A 20,841-nucleotide genomic window follows, 5' to 3' on the forward strand; every position below is an offset into this window, starting at 1 on the left:
GCGGGATTTTCCTTCTCCCCTTGTGGGAGAAGGTGGATCGGCGCGCAGCGCCGAGACGGATGAGGGGTGTTGGAAGGAACGCGGAGCGATAATATCGAGTAATTTTAAGTACTTGCTTCCCAACGGCGGAGATCTGTCCAACACCCCTCATCCGACCGAGCTTCGCTCGGCCACCTTCTCCCACAGGGGGAGAAGAGAAGGTCGGCGCTACGCTCCCTACACCGGCCGATAGACCCTCTCCGCCGTGTTCCAGAAGATGTCCGCCTCCGCAGCCGTACCATGTTTCGCCACCGCCGCCCGGTGCGCCGTGATCAGTTCGGCGTGGCTGGTCCACAGTTTCTCGATCGGGAAGTTCGAACCGAACATCAGCCGATCGCTGCCCAGGATTTCGATGGCGTTGTCGACGATGTAGGCGATCAGCGCCGAGTCGTTGCGGTGGGCGAAGGTGCCAAGGCCGGACAGCTTGGCGTAGAAATTGGGCGCTTCATACAGCGTGCGAAGGCTGGCCTTCCAGGCGTCTGATGTTTCCGGCTCCATGCCGGTCAGCATGCCGGCATGGGTCAGTATGAAGTTCGTTTCAGGGTTCTCCCCGACCAGCGTCAGCCCATCCTTCATCTGGGCCGGGAAAAGCTGCAGGTCGAAGGACAGGCCGTAGTCTTTCAGCCGCGCTACATTGGCTCGGACTTTTGGATCGATGACCTGGTCGGCCGAGGCGGCGAAGCGGAAGGCCGGTGTTTCGTGCCAATGCAATTGCATGCGCACGCCGCGCAGCAGCGGATATTTTTTCAGCCGGTCTATCTGCGGCCTGATGTCGTCGACCGTCATGTCGGTATAGCCGACAATGGCGTGAGGCCAGCCAGTTTCATCAGCGGTTTTCTGCAGGAGGGCGACTTCCTTTTCAAAATCCTCCTTGGCCCAATTGGTCTGGACATAGACGGCCTTCTCAACGCCGGAACCCTGCTGATCGCCTAGAAATTCCGTGATGGGATAGTCGCGGCGGATCGGCTCGTAGGGGCCGAAAATGCGCGGCACCATCGGTCCGACCAGCCAGGGCTGATCCTGCTGGCGCCAGATGTGGAAATGCGCGTCGATAGCCTTCTGCATCACGAAACCCTTTTCCAGATTGCCTCGGCCGCGGGAGCCGGGCGGGCGAGCGACAGGATGAAAGTGGTGAGGCTCGCAATGGACGACCCGTCGACCAGATCGTCGAGCAGCGGCAGGATGGCGCGCAGCGCAGCCGTCGCAGGCTGGAAGCGCGGGTCGCCCGCCAATGGTGTCGCCAGCGACAGCCGGAAAGCGCGGGCGCTCAGCCGGCGCATGGCCATCTCCAACTCCGCATGGTCGCCGCGCTCCAGCGCGTCCGAGAGGATAACGACGGCGGCGCCACGCGCGAAGGATGAGAAACGCGGTACCGAGAGGAACGCGAGCAGCGTCGGTCCCATGCGTGTGCCGCCGTCCCAATCGTCTACCTGGCTTGCCGCGCGGGCCAGCGCCTGGTCGCGGTCGCGAATGCGCAATGCTGACGTGATGCGGGTCAGCCGCGTGCCGAATGTAAAGATCTCGGCGCGATCGGCGCCTTGGACGGTTGCATGTGCCAGCTTCAGGTAGTCGGTGGTGTGCAGTTTCATCGACCCCGAAACGTCGATGAGGATCAGCAGCTTGCGCGGCACTGTCTGGCGGCGGCGCAACAGCGGCGAGGGGACATCGCCATCGGCACTGACGATTTCCCTGAGCGATCGGCGCAGATCGAGCTTGCCGCGCAGATGCGCGCGCACGGTGCGGAAAGAGCGGCGGACGGGCAAGGCGGCAGTGAGCTTGCGGCGGAAGGCGGCCAGCCCATTGTCGGCACGCTGAAAGTCGCGGGCACTGAGTTGCTCCAGCGCGGAGGATAGCTCGCCGCTTTCCTCGCGCCGCTCGGTCTCACTCTCTCGCTCGTCCATGCCGCCATCGTCCTTGATGCGAGTTTCCTCGTCGGCTTCGCCTTCGACCGACGGTTTGGCATCGCCATAGAAGTGGCTGCGGAAATGTGCCTCGAATTCGATATGGCGATCGGGCGAGGGCGCCAGCGTCGCGAGCGCGGCCTCGCGGATGTCGCTCATCGAGCGGGGCCCGAGCAAGGTCACCGCCTGCATGAAGCTGGTCGCCTGTTCCGGCGCGATGGCGAAGGCATGGCGGCGCAGCAGCCGGGCGAAGCCGAGGAACGGTGCGGCGGCGCGAGGCAGGCTTTCTCCCCGCATCATTCCTTCGCGCCCCCCTCTGTCCTGCCGGACATCTCCCCCTCAAGGGGGGAGATTGGCAGCTTCGATGCTTGGCTTGGTTCTGCAGCGCTGGGGATTAGCGAAAGCCGCGATGACAGCTGATCTCCCCCCTTGAGGGGGAGATGTCCGGCAGGACAGAGGGGGGCGCTGTCCCGCCGGCGTAACGGAATTGGCCGCCCCGCCGTGAAGTGGGTGTTGAGGTCGCGGCTCACGCCAGCGCCTCCTCGACGATGCGGCCAAGTTCGGGCGCGATGTAGGAGAGGTCTTCCTCGTCCTTGATCAGCACGCCGATGGCGCGGCGGAAGGCTTCCGGCCACGGGCTGCCGCCCTTTTCGAGAATGGTGGCGGCATTGGCCCACTCGACCGCTTCGGCGATGCCGGGCGGCTTGGCGAGCGGACGGGCGCGGATGGTCTGTACCGCCGCCGCCACGGCGCGTGCCGTGGCCTCTGCCACATCGCAGGCGCGCAGCATGATGATGGCGGCCTCGCGCTCGGCGTCGGGATAGCCGATCCAGTGGTAGACGCAGAGGCGGCGCAGGGCTTCGGCGAGTTCGCGGGTGCGGTTCGATGTCAGGATGACAATCGGTTGAGCCTCCGCACGGATGGTGCCGCGCTCTGGAATGCTTATCTGGAAGTCGGACAGGAATTCCAGCAGCAACGCCTCGAATTCATGATCCGAGCGGTCGATCTCGTCGACCAGGAGTACGCGTTGCCGAGGCGCCCGGAGCACCTGCAGCAGCGGTCGGGCGATCAGGAAACGGTCGTCATAGATATCGATCTCGTGCTCGCCGGCATGGCGGATGGCGAGCAACTGGCGCTGGTAGTTCCATTCGTAGAGCGCGTGCGCGGCATCGATGCCTTCATAGCATTGCAGCCGCACCAGATCGCGGCCCAGCAATTGCGCGATCGCCTTCGCCGCTTCGGTCTTGCCGACACCGGGCGCGCCTTCCAGCAGCAGGGGTTTGCCCAGACGGATCGCGAGGAAGATTGCCGTCGCCAGGCTTTCGTCGGCCAGGTAACGCGAAGCGGCCAGGCGCTCCGCTATCGCCTCTGGCGATGTGGCGACAGTTTCGGCGCTCGTTTCCGGCATGTCGGCCACTCAGTTCAGCGCTTGCGCCTTCAGCGCCCGCAAGATGCGCTCGGGCGTGATTGGCAGCGTATCGATGCGCACGCCGACGGCGTCGAACACGGCATTGGCGACCGCAGGGATCTGCGGGTTGGCGCACATCTCGCCCGGTCCCTTGGCGCCGTAGGGTCCGTCGGCCGAGGGCCGCTCCAGCACGATGATCTCGGTCTCGGCGAGGTCACCGGGGCCGGGCATCAGATACTGGTTGAAGTCGGTGCCGCCATGATCGCGGTTGGGATAATAGGGCTCTGTCGTTTCGTAGAGCGCGTGGCTGATGCCCATCCAGGAGCCGCCGACCAATTGCTGCTCGACCATTTTCGGGTTCAGCGCGCGGCCGATCTCAAAGATGTTCTTCACGGTCAGCACGGTGACTTCGCCGGTCTCGTCGTCAACCTCCACTTCGGCCACGGTGCAGGCATGGGCGTAGCAGGTCGACGGCTTCATCGCGCCGGTTTCCTTTTCCGGATAGGAGCGCGGGATGAGGAACATGCCGCGCCCGGAGATCGAGCGGCCACGTTTGAAATGCGCCGACAGCGCGACATCGAAGATCGAGATGGATTTTTGCGGAGCGCCCTTGACCAGGATGTTGCCCTGACCATCGGTCTCCAGGTCCGAGGCGTTCACTTCCAGTTCCTCGGCCGCCACTTCCAGCATGACCTGGCGTGCCTCCTTGGCGGCCTGGATGACGGCGTTGCCGGCGCGGTGCGTGCCGCGCGAGGCGAAGGTGCCCATGCAGTGCGGGCCGGTGTCGGTGTCGGCGGTGTCGACGACGACGCGGTCTGTCGGCACGCCGATGGTCTCGGCGCAGATCTGCGCCATGATCTGCTTCATGCCCTGACCGAGATCGACGCTGGAAAGCGTCACCATGAAATTTCCGGTCGGTGTCGAATGGACCAGCGCCTGGGTCGGGTCGCCGCCAAGATTCATCCCGGTGGGATAGTTGATCGCGGCGACGCCGCGTCCGCGCCTGATCGCCATTTCAAGTCCCGTTCTTGTAGGAGGACATCGCCAGGTATTTTTCCGCCACCGGCCAATTGGCGGCGCGCGAAGCTTCCTGCATGCATTCGATGAGCGCCGCACCCTCGGTCGGCTGGCGATGCGCCTTCATGTCGCCGTCGCGGTAGGCGTTGATGAAGCGGAATTCGAGCGGGTCCATGCCGATCAGCCGCGCCAGCTTGTCCATCTGCACCTCCAGCGCGAAATCGCCAATGGTGACGCCGAAGCCGCGCATGGCCGAGGATGGCGTTCGGTTGGTGTAGACGCAGTAGGTGTCGATCCAGACATTGGGGATGGTGTAGGGGCCGGGATAATGCCCGGCACCCTTTTGCGCTCCATAGGGCGAATGGCGCGAATAGGCGCCGGCATCGGTGTAGCCGGTGACCTTGCGTGCGACGATGCGGCCATCCTTCATGACGCCGTCCTTGATGACGACCTTTTCGGCTGCGCGCGGCGAGGAGATCTGCATCTCCTCTTCGCGGCTGTAGATGAAGGAGACCGGGCGGCCCGTGAGCTTGGCGCCGAGGATGGCGATCGGTTCGACGATGACATCGACCTTGCCGCCAAAGCCGCCGCCGACCGTGCCGCCGACGAAATGCAGCTTGCTGCCCGGCATCTGCAGGATGATCGATGTGTTGTCGAGCGTGAAGAACATCGCCTGCGTGTTGGTGTAGCAGGTGAAGCGGTCGTTGCCCTCGGGCATGACCACGCAACCGGTGGTCTCTGTCGGCGCATGCTCGATCGGCGAGGACTGGTAGCTTTGCTCGAGCACATGGTCGGCGCCGGCAAACCCCGCCTCCACATCGCCGAAGCGCACCTTGCGGCATTCGCCGCTGTCATAGAGATAGTAGTTCTGGCCGTGATATTCGTTGACCAGCGGCGCGCCAGGCTTCAGCGCTTCCTCCATGTCGAACACCGCCGGCAGCACCTCGTAGTCGACCTTCACCTTGGCTGCGGCCTCTTGTGCCGCGCGCTCGGTCTCGGCCAGCACCGCCACCACGGCTTCGCCCTTCCAGCGCACCTTGCCGTCGGCCAGAACGGTTTCGTCCTCCGGGCCGACCTGGATCAGGATCAGGATGGTGTAGACATTGTGGGGTACATCCCTGGCGGTCAGAACCTTGACGACACCCGGGTGTTTTTCCGCCTCCGATGTGTCGATGGAGCGGATGCGGGCATGATGGTGCGGGCTGCGCACCATCTTCAGGTGCAACATGCCGGGGAAATTGCGGTCGGCGAAAAAGGCTGTCTTGCCGGTGACATGGCCCGGCGAATCCAGGCGTGGCCTGGGTTGGCCAATCTCATGCAGGTCGTCCTTGCGCACATCGGCGAAGTAGTTTTTGCGCAGCTCCATTTTTGCCTCCCTCAGGCCGCGTGCTGTGAGTTGGCACGCGCGGCGGTCAGCACCGCCTGAATGATCGGCTCGTAGCCTGTACAGCGGCAGATATTGCCTGACAGGGCCTCGACCACCTCTTCGCGGCTGGGGTCTGGCGTGTGGTCAAGCAGAACCTTGGCCGCCATGATCATGCCCGGCGTGCAGAAACCGCATTGCGTGGCGAAGGCATCGAGGAAAGCGCGCTGCAGTGGATGCAGCACGCCGGCTTCCGAAAGGCCTGATGTCGTGGTGATAGAGGCGCCGTTGCAGGTCTCGGCCAGTGTCAGGCAAGAGAGCCGGAGTTCGCCATCGATGATCACCGAGCAGGCGCCGCAGGTGCCTTGATGGCAGCCGCCTTTTGGCGAGGTATCCCCGATCTTGTCGCGCAATGCGTGGAGCAGCGTCGTGCCGCTGTCGACGAATTCGGCCTTTTCCGAACCGTTGAGCGTGAACTGGACAGGAACCTTTGCCATTCTTCCTCCTTGCGCGCCTGCCCCGAGGGGCAGGCGCGCGCCCCCAACGGGCTTAACCCCTCGTGTCCACGATCTGGCCGAGCAACAGCCGGCCGAGATGAACCGGCAGAACCTCACTTCGATACCAGGCACTGGCGATCGGATCCGTGGCTGGCGAAGTGCCGTCGTTGGCTACCGCCAATGCCGCCGAGATGCCATCCTTGGTCAATGCGCGGCCGATCAGAGCCTTTTCCGCTGCCATGGCGCGCATTGGCCGGTCGGCCATGCAGCCAAGCGCGATCCGCGCCGAAGAGACGGTGCCGTCGGCAGCCTGCTCCAGCGTCGCGGCAATGCTCAGCACCGACACCCCCTTCGGTTTGACCCGCGACACTTTCAGGAAGCGGAAGCTGCCTTCTTGCGGCAGCGCGAAGCTGACTGAGGTGACAATGGCGCGGTTGCCGTCACGTGCCGCGAGGAATTTTTCAACCGTCATGTGGCCGTCATCCGTGCTGACCGACGCGTCCAATGCCAGCAAGGCAACGGTGAAATCGCCATAAGGCGTCGGCGCGAACAGATTACCGCCGACGGTTGCCATGTTGCGAATGGCCGGGCCGCCGACCGCTCGCGCCGCACGGGCGAGGGCGGTGAGGTCGGGGTGGCGAGCAATGGCCGCCATGGTCACCGAAGCGCCGATGCGGACCGTGCCGCCGGCGACAGAGATGGCCGACAGTGACGGTTCGGTCGAGCGGACGAGACCGGAAACCGAGACATCGCCCTCATTGGCGGCGCGAACCACCAGCGTGCCGCCGCCGAGGTAGCGAGTGCCAGCGGCCTTCAGCGCCGTGTTGGCGTCCCTCACGGTTGAGAATGTCTGCAGCGCTAGCGCCATGGCCGGCTCCCGTCAGCTTTGACCGGCAAAGTGGCTCTTCAAGGCGTTGAAGCCGCCCTGAAACACGTTGGCGCCCATGCCCTCGGCCAGCTTGTCGGCATCCTCCGGGGCGGCGTCAAAACTGGCGGTCCATTCGGCATAGGTGCGGTCGCCGTCGGTCACCCGCCGCAATTGCAGCGTCGCCTTGTGGTTGGTCAGGGGCTGCGGTGTCTCAAGGATAGAGTAGCTGACGAGGAAGTTCTGATCAGAGAAGTCAGTCAGTTTTTCACGCAGGCGCGCACCGCTGACGAGCTGGAAGTTGCGAACGCAGCCGATCGTGGCGGCGTCCTTGCCATCCTCGATATGGCTTTCGACCATGCGCGGGTGCCAGCCGGGAAGCCCGTTGAAGTCGCGAATGCGCGCCCAGACTTTTTCGACGGGCGCGTCGATGACGCTGGAGATAGTGACATCAGCCATGTTGCGTTCCCTTGCGAATTTTCTCTTGGCGCAAAGGTAGGGCGATGGCGGAGTGACGCTTATCAATGCGTCTTGGCCGCGTATCAAGCAGTCTGAAAAACCACAGCCTGCTCAGGCGATCGCCCGCGCCGCTTCGCGATAAAGCGTCGGCGGCACCCCGACATGGTCGCGGAAGAAGCGCGAGAAATTGCCTTGCGTGGTGAAGCCGAGATTGCAGGCAACCGAGGTCAGCGGTTCCTGCGACCACTGCAGCTGCCGCACGGCTTCCTCCATGCGCAGCGTGTTCCAGTAGACATTGGGCGTCAGGTTGGTCTGTTCCTTGAACAGGGCGAAAAAATGCGGCCGCGACAGGCCGACGCTGCGCGCCACATCGTCGAAGCAGATGCGCTCGCAGACATTGGCCTTCATCAGCTGGATCGCCTTGCGGACACGGAAATCCTGCATGGTGTTGATGCGCACACGCGCTTCCTGCGGCGCCGACGCGTCGGCGGCATCGAGCACGCTGTCGATGAAGCGCTCAATCTCGTAATTGGCGATGTCATCGACGCCTTCGTTGTCGCTGAGATGGTCGAGCAGGTTGGCGGCGGCCTGGTGCAGCCAGGGCTCAAGCGTGATCGTGGCCTGCGAGAACAGAGGCGCGGACGATGGCAGGTCGCGGCGGCGTCGCGCCCAATCCGGATCGATGTAGAAAGCAAGGAACAGGCCCGGCGTGCCATCCCGCGACAGAATATGGCTGTGCGGCTGGAAGGAGTTGATGCCGGCGGCAATGCTTGGGCCGAGCGGCACGGTCTCGCGGCCAATGGTCATTTCACCGGCGGTGCCTTCGAGCCAGATGATCAGATGCGCCTCGACATGGGCATGGGTGACGAAGTCGCTGGCGACATTCAGGATAGAAACATGCCCGAACCGGCCCCAGTAGAGCCTGATCGCTTCCGTCATGGGTATATCCTCCCGTGGACGACTGGCCTCCCTGTCATCCACGCCGGGATTGTGCGGCTGAGTTCGGGCTTGCGTCAAGGCGCGAGGCCATGGCGTGCACCTTTCGCGAGGCCGGGGGGCTTATTTTCAGACTGAGCGATAGGCACTGAAGCGAATAACGCTTCGGCGGTGAAGCGGCACCTTCACACCGAAGCCGTCATGCCGCCGTCGACATAAAGGGTATGCCCGTTGACGAAGGACGATGCGTCCGAAGCCAGGAACACAGCGGCGCCGATCAGTTCGTCGACATTGCCCCAGCGCCCGGCCGGCGTGCGCTTTTCCAGCCAGCCGGAGAACTCCGGGTTGTCGACAAGCGCCTGGTTCATCTCGGTGCGGAAATAGCCGGGCGCGATGGCGTTGATCTGCAGGCCATGTTTCGCCCAGTCGGCGCACATGCCGCGTGTCAGGTTGCGGATCGCGCCCTTGGTTGCCGTGTAGGGCGCGATGTTGGGCCTGGCGAGCTCGCTCTGTACCGAGCCGATGTTGATGATCTTGCCTCTCTTCCGCGCAATCATGTGGCGGGCGACGGCCTTGCCGGCATGGAAGGCGCCCGAGACATTGGTCTTGAACAGCCGCTCCCACTGTTCCTCGGGAAAGTCCTCGAGCGGGGCGCGGAACTGGATACCGGCATTGTTGACGAGAATATCGATGGCACCGATCTCGGCCTCGATGCGGGTAACATCGGCATTGACCGCCTGAAAATCGGTGACGTCGAAGATCGAGGCATGCGCCGTGAGGCCGGCATCGCGCAGGCTGGAGACCGAGGCTCCGACCTTGCCGGCATCGCGGCCGTTGAGCACCACGCTTGCCCCATGTTCCGCGAGACCGCGCGCCAAGGCAAAGCCGATGCCTTGGCCGGAGCCAGTCACAAGCGCCAGCCGGCCTTCAAGGCTGAACAGGGGTTTTGTCACGTGGCGTCCCGGCCTAATCATTCCGCCGGAAATTGCGGATCCGGTCGAACAGCACCGCGAGCAGGATGGCGCCGCCGATGAAGACGCCTTGCCAGAAGGCGTTGATGCCGAGCAGGCCAAGGCTGTTGCGGATCACTTCGATCAGGGCCGCGCCGACAATCGCGCCAAAGGCGGTGCCAACGCCACCGGCAAGGTTGGCGCCGCCGATGACGGTGGCGGCAATGACCTGCAATTCCATGCCGGTGCCGATGTTGGTGGTGACGGCGCCAAGCCAGCCGGTCTCGATGATACCGGCAATGCCCGCCGACAGTGCAGAGATCATGTAGACCGCGACCTTGATCTGCTTCACCGGGACGCCGGTCAGCGTCGCCGCATGCTCGTTGCCGCCGATGGCGAATATGTGCCGGCCGAACTTGGTCCAGCGCAGGACGAAGCCGGTGATCAGCGCCAGAAGGATGGTGTAGAGCACCGGATTGGCAATGCCGAACACCCACGCGCCGCCGCCGAGCGCCAGCAACTTGTCGTGGTCCGGGCCGAACTGGAAGACCACCGTGTTGTTGGAGGCGACCATGGCCAGGCTGCGGGCGATCGACAGCATGCCAAGCGTCACCACGAAAGGTGGAAAGCCGAGATAGGCGATCAGGATGCCGTTGAAGGCGCCGATGGCGAGTGCTGTCGCGATGGAAGCGAGGATGCCGACCTCGATCGAATAGCCGGCATGCATGGTGACGGCGAGCACCATCGACGACAGGCACAGAACCGAGCCGACCGACAGGTCGATGCCGCCGGTGATGATGACGAAGGTCATGCCCAGCGCGATGATGGCGACGAAGGTGATGTTGCGGGTGATGTTGTAGAGGTTCTTCGAGGTGGCGAAGGCATCCGTGGCGAAGGACAGGAACAGGCAGGCGAGGATAACCGCGATCACCACCCAGAAGGTCTGGCTGGCAAACATCCTTGCCGGCAGGGATTGTTGCTTCTGCACGATCGGCTGGTCAATTGTCAGTGCCATCGTCGACCTTCATCTGCTGTGCGTGGTGAACGCGCTGGACTCAAACCTGTTCGATCGCGCCGGTGATCAGGCCGGTGACTTCCTCGGGCGAACTTGACGCGATCGTCTTGTCGGCAACCTTGCGGCCGCGCCGCATGACGATGACGCGGTCGGCGACGGTGAAGACGTCGGGCATGCGGTGGCTGATCAGCACGACCGCGATGCCCTGGTCGCGCAGGTGACGGATCAGGTTCAGCACTTCAGCAACCTGGCGCACCGAGATCGCCGCCGTCGGCTCATCCATCAGCACGATCTTGGCTTGCGACAGCATGGTACGGGCGATCGCCACGGCCTGGCGCTGGCCGCCGGACATCTGCTTGACCAGGTCGCGCGGGCGCGTCTCGGATTTCAGCTCGGCGAAAATCTGGCCCGCGCGCTTGTACATCGAGGCGTAGTCGAGGATGCGGAACGGGCCGACGCCACGGCGCAGCTCTCGGCCGAGATAGACATTGGCGGCCGCGGTCAGATTGTTGCAGAGCGCCAAGTCCTGGTGGACGATCTCGATGCCGTGCTGGCGGGCCTCGACCGGCTTGTGGAGGATGAGCTCCTTGCCGTCCATCCGCATGGCGCCGTGGCTGGGGCGGAAATTGCCGGCGATCATCTTGACCAGCGTCGACTTGCCGGCGCCGTTGTCGCCCATCAGGCCGACCACCTGTCCGGCCTCGATCGACAGCGACACGTCGTTGACCGCCTGGATGGCGCCAAAATGCTTCGAGATGTTGGTGAGTTCGAGAACCGCCACCAGCTTTTGCCTCCCCGTGCTTCGCTGCTTCCACCGACGGACCGGGTGCAGCTTTTCGCGGCGCGCTCCCAGCTCCTCCCGGAAACAGCGCTTGCATGCATTTACGCAAATGCCCGCGCGGGCGTCAATTGTCGGATCGGCATTTGTCGGACGAATAAGGTCAAGCCGCTCGGAAAAATCCGTTTTGTAGGACAAATGTCATTGACGTTGGCGCCGCGCCGATATTAGCTAAGCATCGGAGGAAGACATGCCGGTCCCCAATGCCGTTTTAAAGGCGGGACCAGCGGATGATCGTCGGTCGCATCGGCATTGTTGAGCCGGCCCGGCCGTATCTGAAAATGCTTATCGACTTGGCTTGGCGACACGAGCGCTCGTGGAACGATCCTCTGTCATCTCGCATCCTGGTTGATCTGTATGGCGGGCACGTCGTGTCCGTCTGTTTCAAAGGGAGGACTGATATGAAGAAATCATTACTGCTCGCCGCCGCCGCCATGATGGTGATGGGCGCCGAGCCGGCTTTGGCCAAGAAACAGCTCGTCATCGTCGTGAAGGGTCTCGATAATCCGTTCTTCGAAGCCATCCACCAGGGCTGTGAGAAATGGAACAAGGAGAATGCCAGCTCGGAATACGAATGCTTCTACACCGGCCCGGCATCGACTTCCGATGAAGCCGGCGAGGCGCAGATCGTCCAGGATATGCTGAGCAAGCCCGACACGGTGGCCATGGCGATTTCGCCATCCAACGCACCGCTGATCGCACAGACGATCAAATCAGCCAATCCTACGATCCCGATCATGACCCTGGACGCCGACCTGACCAAGGCGGATGCCGCGCTGCGCAAGACCTATCTCGGTACCGACAACTATCTGATGGGCTCCAAGATCGGCGGCTATATCGCCAAGGCCAAGCCGAAGGGCGGCACGATCTGCACGATCGAAGGCAACCCGGCGGCCGACAATATCCTGCAGCGCGCGCAAGGCTTGCGCGATGCGCTTTCGGGCAAGAAGGGCCTTGCCAAGCTCGCCGGCGAAGGTGGCTGGACCGAAGTCGCCGGTTGCCCGGTGTTCACCAATGACGACGGAGCCAAGGGCGTGCAGGCGATGACCGACATCCTCGCCGCCAACCCCAAGCTAGACGCCTTCGGCATCATGGGTGGCTGGCCGCTGTTTGGCGCCCCGCAGCCCTACCGCGACCTGATCGGACCACTCAAGGACCGTCTGGCCAGCAATGACTTCGTCATCGGCGCCGCCGACACGATCGGCGACGAAGTGGCGATCGCGCGCGACGGACTGGTGACCGCCCTGGTCGGCCAGCGGCCGTTCGAAATGGGCTACAAGGCGCCGTCGGTGATGATCGATCTCGTCAAGGGCACCAAGGTTGCCGATCCGGTGTTCACTGGTCTTGATGAGTGCACCAAGGAAACCGTCGATACCTGCATCCAGAAGTAGGACGCGGTTTCGGGGCGCTCCCTGGCGGGCGCCCCGTCACACCATTCTTGAACCGGACGCGGTGAATGGGGCTACCGGCTCCGGCTTTGTCGCGCCCATGTTTTGGATTTTCGGCAACGAGATCGGCGCGCCGCCGGGTTTGGACATTCACCGGACCGCAGACGGCCGACGCATTGGAACGTGGATGCCGGACAAAAGATCAAAGGTACGATCAGCAGGGGCGAAGGCAGTTCCTGCCGAACGCCCTGCTGTCGTCCGCCGCGCCGATGCTGCGCATTTTCCGGGGGCGAGTGTGCATGCCTCGCTGGCCAACGAGATCGGCCTGCGGATCGTGCGCGGCGACTATCCGCCGGGAACCATCCTGCCCAACGAGGCCAAGTGGGCACAGACTTTCAATGTCAGCCGCTCGGCGGTGCGCGAAGCCATGAAGATGCTGATGGCCAAGAGCCTGTTGGCATCGCGCCCCAAGATCGGCAGCTGGGTCGAGCCCAGGGAGCGCTGGAACCTGCTCGATCGCGATGTGCTGGCCTGGTATGCAACCGCGCCGGACCGCGAAGCCTTTCTGCGGACCGTGCAGGAATTCCGCCATATTATCGAGCCGGAAGCCTCAGCCTTTGCCGCCATGCGGCGCAGCGACGAGCAGATGGCCGAGATCAGCCAGGCCTGCCGCGAGATGGGCGAGGCGGCCAACCTGCCGGAGCGTATCGGCGCCGATACGCGCTTTCACCTCGCCATCCTGCGTGCCTCCGGCAACGATTTGCTGGTGCCGCTTGGCGTGCTGATCGAATCCGCGCTCGACCATCTCTTCGCCTTCACGACGCGAAAGGTCAGCGATCAGCGGCACGCACAGAAGCTGCATGAGGCGATCGAGAAGAACATCCGCTTGCAGCGGCCGACCGCTGCCCGCAATGCGGTGCACAAGCTGCTTGCCAACACTGACGAGGGGATCGGGCGCTGGCGGCGCTGATATCGCATTGACGTCAGATCGTCTGTTTCTTGCCATCCCTCATTGGCATCAGATCGACGCCGTTGACCTTGGCGATATGCGTTGCCAGCATCGGCACGAACTGCTCGGCCGGACCGGTGGCGAAGGCACCGGCAAACGAGTTTTTCGTGGCATTGCCGAGCGGGTTGGCGATGCCGGCGGCACCAGCCATCGATTCCAGATAGGTCAGATCCTTGAAGGCATTGGCGATGGAGAATTTGTGGGCGTCTCGGTCACCTTCCAGCGTCCAGCGCATGAAGGTCTGGTAGAAGCCGCAATCCATGCGCCCGTTGCGGATGACGCTGTCGAAACGCGGCGGCGAAATGCCGACCTTTTCGGCCAGCGCCAGCGCCTCGGAGTAGATCGCGGCGTAGCCAAGCGAGATGAAGTTGTTGAGCAGCTTCATGCGATGGCCGTCACCGGTGTCGCCGATATGGACGATGCGTCCGGCCCAGGTTTCGAGCACCGGCTTCAGCCGGGCAAAGACGGCGTCTGGCGCGCCCACCATGGCGTCGAGCGTGCCTTCCCAGGCTTCCTTTGGCGTGCGGCTGAGTGGGGCATCGACATAGTCGACGCCGAGTGCCTTGACTTCGGCGGCAAGCGCCACCGTCGAGACCGGATCGGAAGTCGAGCAATCGACGACGACGGCCCCCTTTTTCAAGCCTTCCTTGAGACCGCCAGGCCCCCGGATGATGGCCTCCACTTCGCGTGAGCCGGTAACGCAAATGAAGACGATGCTCGATGCCGCCGCCACATCGCGCGAGGTCGCTGCCTCCCTTGCGCCACGGCCAAGCAGGTCTTCCGCCGGCTTGCGGTTCTTGCGACCGAGAAAGGTAAGGCCATAGCCCTTGTCGACGATGTTCTTGGCGATGCCATGCCCCATCAGGCCAAGGCCGATGAAGCCGATCGTCTCGCTCGCGGCAGTCGTGTTCATGTCGTTTCGTCCCGTTTGCAATGATTGATATTCAGCGCTGCCATTTTGCAGGCGAGGGTGGTTGCGGAATGGCATATTGTCTGACAATACACATAAATCCTAGGCATTGGAGAGCAAAATGGCGAAGCGGATCATGTTCACCGGCGGCAGCGGCAAGGCCGGGCGTCATGTGGTGCAGTATCTGGTCGAGCAGGGCTGTCAGGTGCTCAACATCGACACCAAGCCGCTCGACAATCCCAAGGTGCGCACGCTGATCACCGACATCACCGACAGCGGGCAGGTGTTCAACGCGCTGTCGAGCTACATGGGCCTGCATGAGTTCGACCCGTCGCTGCGCGCCCAGCCGGTCGACGCAGTGGTGCATTTCGCGGCTATCCCGCGCATCATGATCACGCCCGACAACGAAGTGTTCCGCATCAACGCCATGGGCACCTACAATGTCATCGAGGCGGCGGTGAAGCTCGGCATCCGCAAGGTGGTCATCGCCTCCAGCGAGACGACCTACGGCCTGGTCTTCGCCAATGAGCCGCGCAACCCGACACATTTCCCGCTCGACGAGGATTATGATGTCGACCCGATGGACAGCTATGCCCTGTCCAAGATCGTCAACGAAAAGACGGCACGCGCCTTCGCGCTGCGCAGCGGCATCGACATCTATGCCTTGCGCATCGGCAATGTCATCGAGCCGCACGAATATTCGCTGTTTCCAAAGTGGTTCGCCGATCCCGGCTTCCGCAAGCGCATCGCCTGGAGCTATGTCGACGCGCGCGACCTTGGCCAGATCACGCTGCGCGCCATCGAAAAGGATGGGCTCGGCTATCAGGTGTTCAACGCCGCCAATGACGATACGTCATCCGACCTACCGACCGCTGAACTGCGGAAACGTTTTTACCCCGGCGTGCCGGTCAAGGGCGAACTCGGCGAATTCGAGACCTTGCTGTCCAACCGCAAGGCACGGGATTTGCTCGGCTTTCGGCCTGAACACAGCTGGCGGAAATACGTCAAGACGGCCTGATGGAACGACGTCTTGTGGCCTCCTCGGGTGTCTCAAAGCCTAGACGGGCGCGCGGTCTCATCTGAAGTTGGCCCGCGCGGCGACTGCAAGCTTTGCGGGAGAGCCCGTTTCACACGCTTGACACATTCCGAAATCCAGACTTTGTGAAGCGGATGCGGGACGGGAATTCCAAAAAGAGCAAAGCACCAGTCAAGGCGGCACCTGGCGGCCTTATCGCCGACCGTCCAGCCCCGGTTCGCCGCGCCGACTCGGCACGGATGCCTGGGTCAAGCGTTCACGCCTCGCTGGCCAGCGAAATCGGCTTGAGGATCGTGCGCGGCGACTATCCGCCTGGTACCATCCTGCCCAACGAGGCCAAATGGTCGGAGACCTTCAACGTCAGCCGCTCGGCTGTGCGCGAAGCGATCAAAATGCTGATGGCCAAGAGCCTGCTGGCCTCGCGCCCCAAGATCGGCAGTTGGGTCGAGCCGAGGGAACGCTGGAACCTGCTCGACCGCGATGTGCTGGCCTGGTACGCGACTTCGCCGGACCGCGAAGTGTTCCTGAAGACCGTGCAGGAATTCCGCCACATCATCGAGCCGGAAGCCACAGCCTTTGCCGCCATGCGGCGCACCGATGCGCAGATGGCCGAGATCAGCCAGGCTTGCCGGGAGATGGGCGAGGCGACCAGCCTGCAGGAGCGGACCCGCGCCGATACGCGCTTTCACCTCGCCATCCTGCGTGCCTCCGGCAACGATTTGCTGGTGCCGCTTGGCGTGCTGATCGAATCCGCCTTCGATCACCTGTTCGCCTTTACCACGCGGGCCGTGGACGATCTCAACCATGCGCAGAAGCTGCATGAGGCGATCGAGAAGAACATACGGCTGCAGCGGCCGGACGCGGCGCGCAACGCGGTGCGCAAACTGCTCGCCAACACCGATGGCGTCATCCGCTCGCGGTAGGCTGATATTCAGCCGGTCTGTGTAGAAGTCGCCAGATGTTGCCTGGTCAGGCCGATCAGCAAGGCCTGATCGCGGGCGGCGTGTTCGGGCCGGTTGACCACTTCGTCATCGTTGACGATCGCTCCCCAGAAACCGCGCATTTCCTCGACGAAAGCTTCGCCATAACCGGCGCGCAAATCCCTGGTCGAAAGCGTGTGGCCGTCCGACGTCTTCACCGTCAGCCGTGTCGGATGGTGGTTGAGCCAGGGCGAGGGGAATTCGAGCTCGAGGCTGGCATCGTCGAAGAACAGCGTGATGCGTTCCTTGTAGTCGGCGAGTTTCGGCACCGTCAGATGCGTCATCGTCCACAGCGCCTGGCCACTGAGCAGTTTCACGGCACCTTGGCCGCCGTCGCCATTGGCGAATACCTGCGCGCCGACGATCTCGCCGTCAGGGACTTCCAGGGCGTCGAGCAGGCCGTGCACGGCATTGACATCGTGAATCAAGGCAGAGCTGTAAGCGCCGGTAAAGCCACGGAAAGCGAGGCCCGTCATGGGCTGGCCGATGGCGCGCGCGACCTGGCTTTTCTGCTTGGCGACAACTGCTTCTATCAGCTCTTTGGAGATGTCGGTCCCGCGCTTGTAGCGCTGGTGGGCGATGAATGGCCAGGCATCGGGATCGTTGACTTCGACCGAGACCGAGCGAAGCGTTCCGGCACTGCCCGGCAGTGAGGTAAGCGCCAGCTGATAGCTCGGGTCGAAGCGCTTCATATAGCCGACCTGCATCACTTTGCCGGCCTTGTCGCGGGCGGCGATGATGTCGGCGATTTCGGCTGGCGAATAGCAGAGTGGCTTCTCACAGAAGACGTGCAGGCCGTGCGACAGCGCAGCCAGCACCTGCTCGTGATGCAGCGGGTCGGGCGAGCCGATGACGACGGCGTCGAGGCGTTGGCCGAACAGTTCATCCAGTGTTTCGAACCCTGTAACGCCATGGGTCTCGGTGACGAACTGCCTTGAAATCCTTGAGGGATCGGTGACGCCCACGACTTCGAACAGATCGCCGAGGCGCAGAAGATTGGGAATATGCTCGACCTGCGAAATCATGCCGGCGCCGATGACGCCAACGCGTAGCCTTTTCATGCAATCACTCTCTCAATCACGACGGGGTGGCGGATGGCCGCTTGCCGATCTGGGCGAGCAGGCCGGCAATCTCGGCCTCGACCGCCTTCAGGTCCTCGCCGCCCGACATGATCGAGATGACCTCGTCGCGCGAGATGTCCGATTTGGCGTAGGTGCCGCGATTGCGACCCCTGTTGAGCAGCGTGAACGTGTCGCCGACGGGATAGGCGTGGTGGATGTTGTGGCTGATGAAAATGACCGCCAACCCCCGCATGCGTGCCTCGATGATGAATTTCAGCACCATAGCCGCCTGATGCACGCCGAGCGCCGATGTCGGCTCGTCGAGGATCAGCACGCGGGCGCCGAAATGCACGGCCCGCGCGATCGCCACGGATTGGCGTTCGCCGCCGGACAGCGTGCCGACTGCCTGCGTCGGGTCGCGCAGGTCGATGCCGATGTCGGCCATGGCCTGGCGGGCAATGGTGTTGGCGCGCTCCTTGTCGATACGCGAGAAGGGCAGGCTGCTTTTCGTCGGTTCGCGGCCGAGGAAGAAGTTGCGGGTGATCGACATCATCGAGATCATGCCGAGATCCTGGAACACCGTGGCGACGCCGAGATCCTGCGCATCGCGCGGGCTACGGAAGGTGACCGGCTTGCCGTCGACCAGGATTTCGCCCTTGGTTGGCCGGTGCACGCCCGACAGAACCTTGATCAGCGTCGACTTGCCGGCGCCGTTGTCGCCGAGCAGGCAATGCACTTCGCCCGGATAGACCTTGATGTCGATGTCCTGCAGCGCGCGCACCGAGCCGAAATTGACCGAGACGCCACGCAGTTCCATGGCCGGTTGGATGTTTTGGGCTGGCGGGATGTTCTGGGCCGGTTCGGTCATTTGCCGCCTCCGCGTCCAAGCGCCTTCAGGCGGATGTAGTTGTTGACCAGCACGGCCATCAGGATGACGATGCCGAGGAAGACCTTGAACCAGTCGGTGTCGATGCCGGTGTAGAAGATGCCCATCTGCACCAGGCCGAAGATCAAAGCGCCGAACAGCACGCCATAGACCGTGCCGTAGCCGCCGGTGAGCAGCACGCCGCCGATGACAGCGGCGATGATGGCCTCGAATTCCTTGAGCAAGCCGCGCGTGGTGTCGGCGGAACCGGCCTCCATCACCTGGATGGTGGCAAGCAAGGTGGCGGCGCAGGCGGTGTAGATGAATAGGCTGATCTTCACCCGGTCGACCGGCACGCCGACATTGCGGGCGGCGTTGAGGTCGCCGCCGGTGGCGAAGATCCAGTTGCCGTATTTGGTCTGGGTCAGGACGTAGCCGGCCAATGCCGTCAGGCCCAGCCACCAGACGATCGACATCGGAATGCCGGCGACAAAGGGAATGCCGTCGCTACGGGTTGCGATCCAGCCTTGCGCGCCCATCCAGTGGAACAGGCCGACCAGGATGTGGCCGTTGAACAGGCCGGCGGTCGCCGGATCCGGCGCGCCGTCGAGAATATAGGGGATCTGCGTGCGGCCGGTCACGGCACGGGTGATGCCGATCGACAGGCCGCGCAGGATGTAGAGCGAGGCCAGCGTGACAATGAAGGAGGGCAGGCGGGTCTTCACCACGATCAGGCCGTTGAGATATCCGGTGAGGATGGCGACCGCGAAAGCGCAGGCAATGCCGCCCCATAGCGGCAGGCCCCAGTATTTCACCGTCAGCCCGATGACGACGCCGGCGAAGCCGACCATGGAGCCGACGGAGAGGTCGAATTCGCCGGCGATGATGAGAAGGGCGGCGGCGGTGGCGATGATGCCGAGTTCCGCCGCCAGCGTCAGGAAGGTCATCGACCCCTGCAGCGAATAGAGGTTCGCCGCCCCTGGCAGCAGCGCGAAGATGATGATGGTGGCGACGAGCCCGCCGGCGGCACCGGCTTCCGGCCGGCGCAGCCACTGGGTGATCCGGCCGGTGCTGGCCAGCCGTTCGTCGGCGCCGCCCGCCCGTTTCGACGTCATGCCGAAACGGTTCTCGGCCGCTGCGTCGGGAGGTATCGCCTTGTCTTCCACAACAGCCATTAGGCTCCCCAATCACTTGCTTCGCAATATCCGAGATGGCCGGGAAACGTTGGCGCGTTTCCCGAGCCCATGGGCTTTTCGCCAACTAGCGGATGCCGTCCTTGGCCAGCGCCAGGATGGCTTTCGCCTTGTCCGGCGTATCGATGAACAGCGGGCCGGTGTAGGCGTTGTTCTGCGGCCAGAAGCCGTGCGTGGCGTGCTCGACCAGATAGATGACCGGCAGATAGCCCATCAGATATTGCTGGGCGTCCATGCCGAAGCCCATTTGGCCGGCGACCACCGAATCAAGCACTTCGGGGCTGATGTCGAACGTGTAGAGCTTGATCTTGCCGAACAGTTCGTGATCCTTGAAGAACGGGATCAGCGGGTTGGCCGCCGTGGCGCCGAGCGCGAACACGGCTTGCGTGTCCGGATGCGCCGAGAGGTAGGCTTCCGTGCGGCGCTGGATGTCGGCGGGATCGGGCGAAACGGTCAAGACCTGCGTGCCGCCGCCGGACGGCTTCAGCCCGTCATTGAGGCCCTGGCAGCGTTGATCGAGGCTGACATTGCCGACTTCGTGGTTGATGCAGACGACCTTGAGCGTGCCTTCCTTGGCCAGCCGCTCGCCGGCCTTCTTGCCGGAATCGTATTCCGAGACGGTACCGACATACATGGTCGTGCCAAGCTCGGCGCCTTCCTTCTCGCCGGAATCGAGCACCACCATTGGAATGTTGGCCGCAAGCCCGGCCTTGACCGACTTGCCAAGGGCGTTGGCGTCGGCGATCGAAACCGCGATGCCGTCCGGGTTGGTGGCGATGGCCGCGTCGAGAAGCCTTGCCTGTTCGACCACGTCGAACACCTGCGGTGCGTAATATTCGACCTTGGCGCCCGTTAGCTTGGCAGCATCATCGACGCCGCGCTTGACGACTGACCAATAGGGGTCTGAGGCTGAGCCATGTACGACGAAGGTGACGCGGACATCCTTCGGGTCCTTCAATCCGGCGGCATGCGCGATGCCCGCCAGAACGCTCGCCGAGACGAGCGCGCCCAATGCCATTTTCAACACTGTCTTCATTTCACTCTCCCATTTGCCGTTGCAGTCGCGGAGCCTGCCATGGGCAGGCTTTCGTTCTCCTCATGCCGTGAGATG

Annotated in this window: 21 protein-coding genes; 4 read left to right on the top strand and 17 right to left on the bottom strand. The window is 63.3% G+C overall.

From position 1 onward, the window contains the following. Positions 1–216: 216 nt before the first annotated feature. The 12 genes from GA829_RS16765 to GA829_RS16820 all read right to left on the bottom strand — a co-directional run bounded on the left by GA829_RS16765 (position 217) and on the right by GA829_RS16820 (position 11,231). Positions 217–1,104, bottom strand: coding sequence for an amidohydrolase family protein (locus tag GA829_RS16765; RefSeq protein WP_195179695.1), 888 nt, complete (start codon positions 1,102–1,104; stop codon positions 217–219). Continuing rightward, a complete protein-coding gene (locus GA829_RS16770) occupies positions 1,104–2,240 on the bottom strand; it encodes a vWA domain-containing protein (protein ID WP_195173832.1) in 1,137 nt (378 codons plus the stop codon). Before GA829_RS16770 ends, GA829_RS16765 begins: the two co-directional genes overlap by 1 nt. 226 nt (positions 2,241–2,466) lie before the next feature. Next, on the bottom strand, positions 2,467–3,348 hold the full coding sequence (locus tag GA829_RS16775) for an AAA family ATPase (RefSeq protein WP_195173833.1): 882 nt from the start codon (positions 3,346–3,348) through the stop codon (positions 2,467–2,469). 9 nt (positions 3,349–3,357) lie between these two features. Then, positions 3,358–4,362: a xanthine dehydrogenase family protein molybdopterin-binding subunit gene (locus tag GA829_RS16780; RefSeq protein ID WP_195173834.1), complete on the bottom strand. Its 1,005-nt coding sequence runs from the start codon at positions 4,360–4,362 to the stop codon at positions 3,358–3,360. A 1-nt stretch (position 4,363) separates the two neighbouring features. Continuing rightward, a complete protein-coding gene (locus GA829_RS16785) occupies positions 4,364–5,731 on the bottom strand; it encodes a xanthine dehydrogenase family protein molybdopterin-binding subunit (protein WP_195173835.1) in 1,368 nt (455 codons plus the stop codon). Positions 5,732–5,742: 11 nt separating this feature from the next. After that, positions 5,743–6,225 (bottom strand): (2Fe-2S)-binding protein, encoded by a 483-nt coding sequence (locus tag GA829_RS16790; protein WP_195173836.1) that lies wholly within the window; start codon positions 6,223–6,225, stop codon positions 5,743–5,745. 52 nt (positions 6,226–6,277) lie between these two features. Then, a complete protein-coding gene (locus tag GA829_RS16795; RefSeq protein ID WP_195173837.1) occupies positions 6,278–7,093 on the bottom strand; it encodes an FAD binding domain-containing protein in 816 nt (271 codons plus the stop codon). Positions 7,094–7,105: 12 nt separating this feature from the next. Continuing rightward, positions 7,106–7,549 carry an SRPBCC family protein gene (locus GA829_RS16800; RefSeq protein ID WP_195173838.1) on the bottom strand — a complete coding sequence of 148 codons (444 nt, stop codon included), beginning with the start codon at positions 7,547–7,549 and terminating at the stop codon, positions 7,106–7,108. Between the two features lie 111 nt (positions 7,550–7,660). Beyond that, a complete protein-coding gene (locus GA829_RS16805; RefSeq protein ID WP_195173839.1) occupies positions 7,661–8,488 on the bottom strand; it encodes an AraC family transcriptional regulator in 828 nt (275 codons plus the stop codon). Between the two features lie 182 nt (positions 8,489–8,670). Beyond that, complete coding sequence (locus GA829_RS16810; protein WP_195173840.1) at positions 8,671–9,438, bottom strand: SDR family oxidoreductase; 768 nt, start codon at positions 9,436–9,438, stop codon at positions 8,671–8,673. 13 nt (positions 9,439–9,451) lie between these two features. After that, on the bottom strand, positions 9,452–10,450 hold the full coding sequence (locus tag GA829_RS16815; protein ID WP_195173841.1) for an ABC transporter permease: 999 nt from the start codon (positions 10,448–10,450) through the stop codon (positions 9,452–9,454). 40 nt (positions 10,451–10,490) lie between these two features. After that, positions 10,491–11,231: an ATP-binding cassette domain-containing protein gene (locus tag GA829_RS16820; protein WP_195173842.1), complete on the bottom strand. Its 741-nt coding sequence runs from the start codon at positions 11,229–11,231 to the stop codon at positions 10,491–10,493. 458 nt (positions 11,232–11,689) lie between these two features. Here GA829_RS16820 and GA829_RS16825 point away from each other — a divergent pair, with 458 nt between their 5' ends. Continuing rightward, positions 11,690–12,679 carry a sugar-binding protein gene (locus tag GA829_RS16825; protein WP_195173843.1) on the top strand — a complete coding sequence of 330 codons (990 nt, stop codon included), beginning with the start codon at positions 11,690–11,692 and terminating at the stop codon, positions 12,677–12,679. A gap of 184 nt (positions 12,680–12,863) precedes the next feature. Continuing rightward, positions 12,864–13,646, top strand: coding sequence for a FadR/GntR family transcriptional regulator (locus GA829_RS16830; protein ID WP_195173844.1), 783 nt, complete (start codon positions 12,864–12,866; stop codon positions 13,644–13,646). A gap of 13 nt (positions 13,647–13,659) precedes the next feature. On the opposite strand, the gene GA829_RS16835 is transcribed toward GA829_RS16830, so the two are convergent. Next, positions 13,660–14,598 carry an NAD(P)-dependent oxidoreductase gene (locus GA829_RS16835; protein WP_195173845.1) on the bottom strand — a complete coding sequence of 313 codons (939 nt, stop codon included), beginning with the start codon at positions 14,596–14,598 and terminating at the stop codon, positions 13,660–13,662. Between the two features lie 118 nt (positions 14,599–14,716). Here GA829_RS16835 and GA829_RS16840 point away from each other — a divergent pair, with 118 nt between their 5' ends. Beyond that, the gene (locus GA829_RS16840) at positions 14,717–15,613 is read left to right on the top strand and encodes an NAD-dependent epimerase/dehydratase family protein (RefSeq protein ID WP_195173846.1); all 897 of its coding nucleotides are present in this window, start codon (positions 14,717–14,719) and stop codon (positions 15,611–15,613) included. A gap of 152 nt (positions 15,614–15,765) precedes the next feature. Then, positions 15,766–16,554, top strand: a complete 789-nt coding sequence (locus GA829_RS16845) for a FadR/GntR family transcriptional regulator (RefSeq protein ID WP_195173847.1) — start codon at positions 15,766–15,768, stop codon at positions 16,552–16,554. 8 nt (positions 16,555–16,562) lie between these two features. On the opposite strand, the gene GA829_RS16850 is transcribed toward GA829_RS16845, so the two are convergent. The 4 genes from GA829_RS16850 to GA829_RS16865 form a co-directional block, all read right to left on the bottom strand. Then, positions 16,563–17,672, bottom strand: coding sequence for a Gfo/Idh/MocA family protein (locus GA829_RS16850; protein ID WP_195173848.1), 1,110 nt, complete (start codon positions 17,670–17,672; stop codon positions 16,563–16,565). Between the two features lie 16 nt (positions 17,673–17,688). Then, a complete protein-coding gene (locus GA829_RS16855) occupies positions 17,689–18,540 on the bottom strand; it encodes an ATP-binding cassette domain-containing protein (protein ID WP_195173849.1) in 852 nt (283 codons plus the stop codon). Then, positions 18,537–19,652 (bottom strand): ABC transporter permease, encoded by a 1,116-nt coding sequence (locus tag GA829_RS16860; protein ID WP_195179696.1) that lies wholly within the window; start codon positions 19,650–19,652, stop codon positions 18,537–18,539. The genes GA829_RS16855 and GA829_RS16860 overlap by 4 nt, the downstream gene beginning before the upstream one ends. Positions 19,653–19,797: 145 nt before the next feature. Next, on the bottom strand, positions 19,798–20,766 hold the full coding sequence (locus GA829_RS16865; RefSeq protein WP_195173850.1) for a rhizopine catabolism ABC transporter substrate-binding protein: 969 nt from the start codon (positions 20,764–20,766) through the stop codon (positions 19,798–19,800). Positions 20,767–20,841: the final 75 nt, after the last annotated feature.

This window comes from Mesorhizobium sp. INR15 (genome assembly GCF_015500075.1).
In the GTDB taxonomy this organism is placed as follows: Bacteria; Pseudomonadota; Alphaproteobacteria; order Rhizobiales; family Rhizobiaceae; genus Mesorhizobium.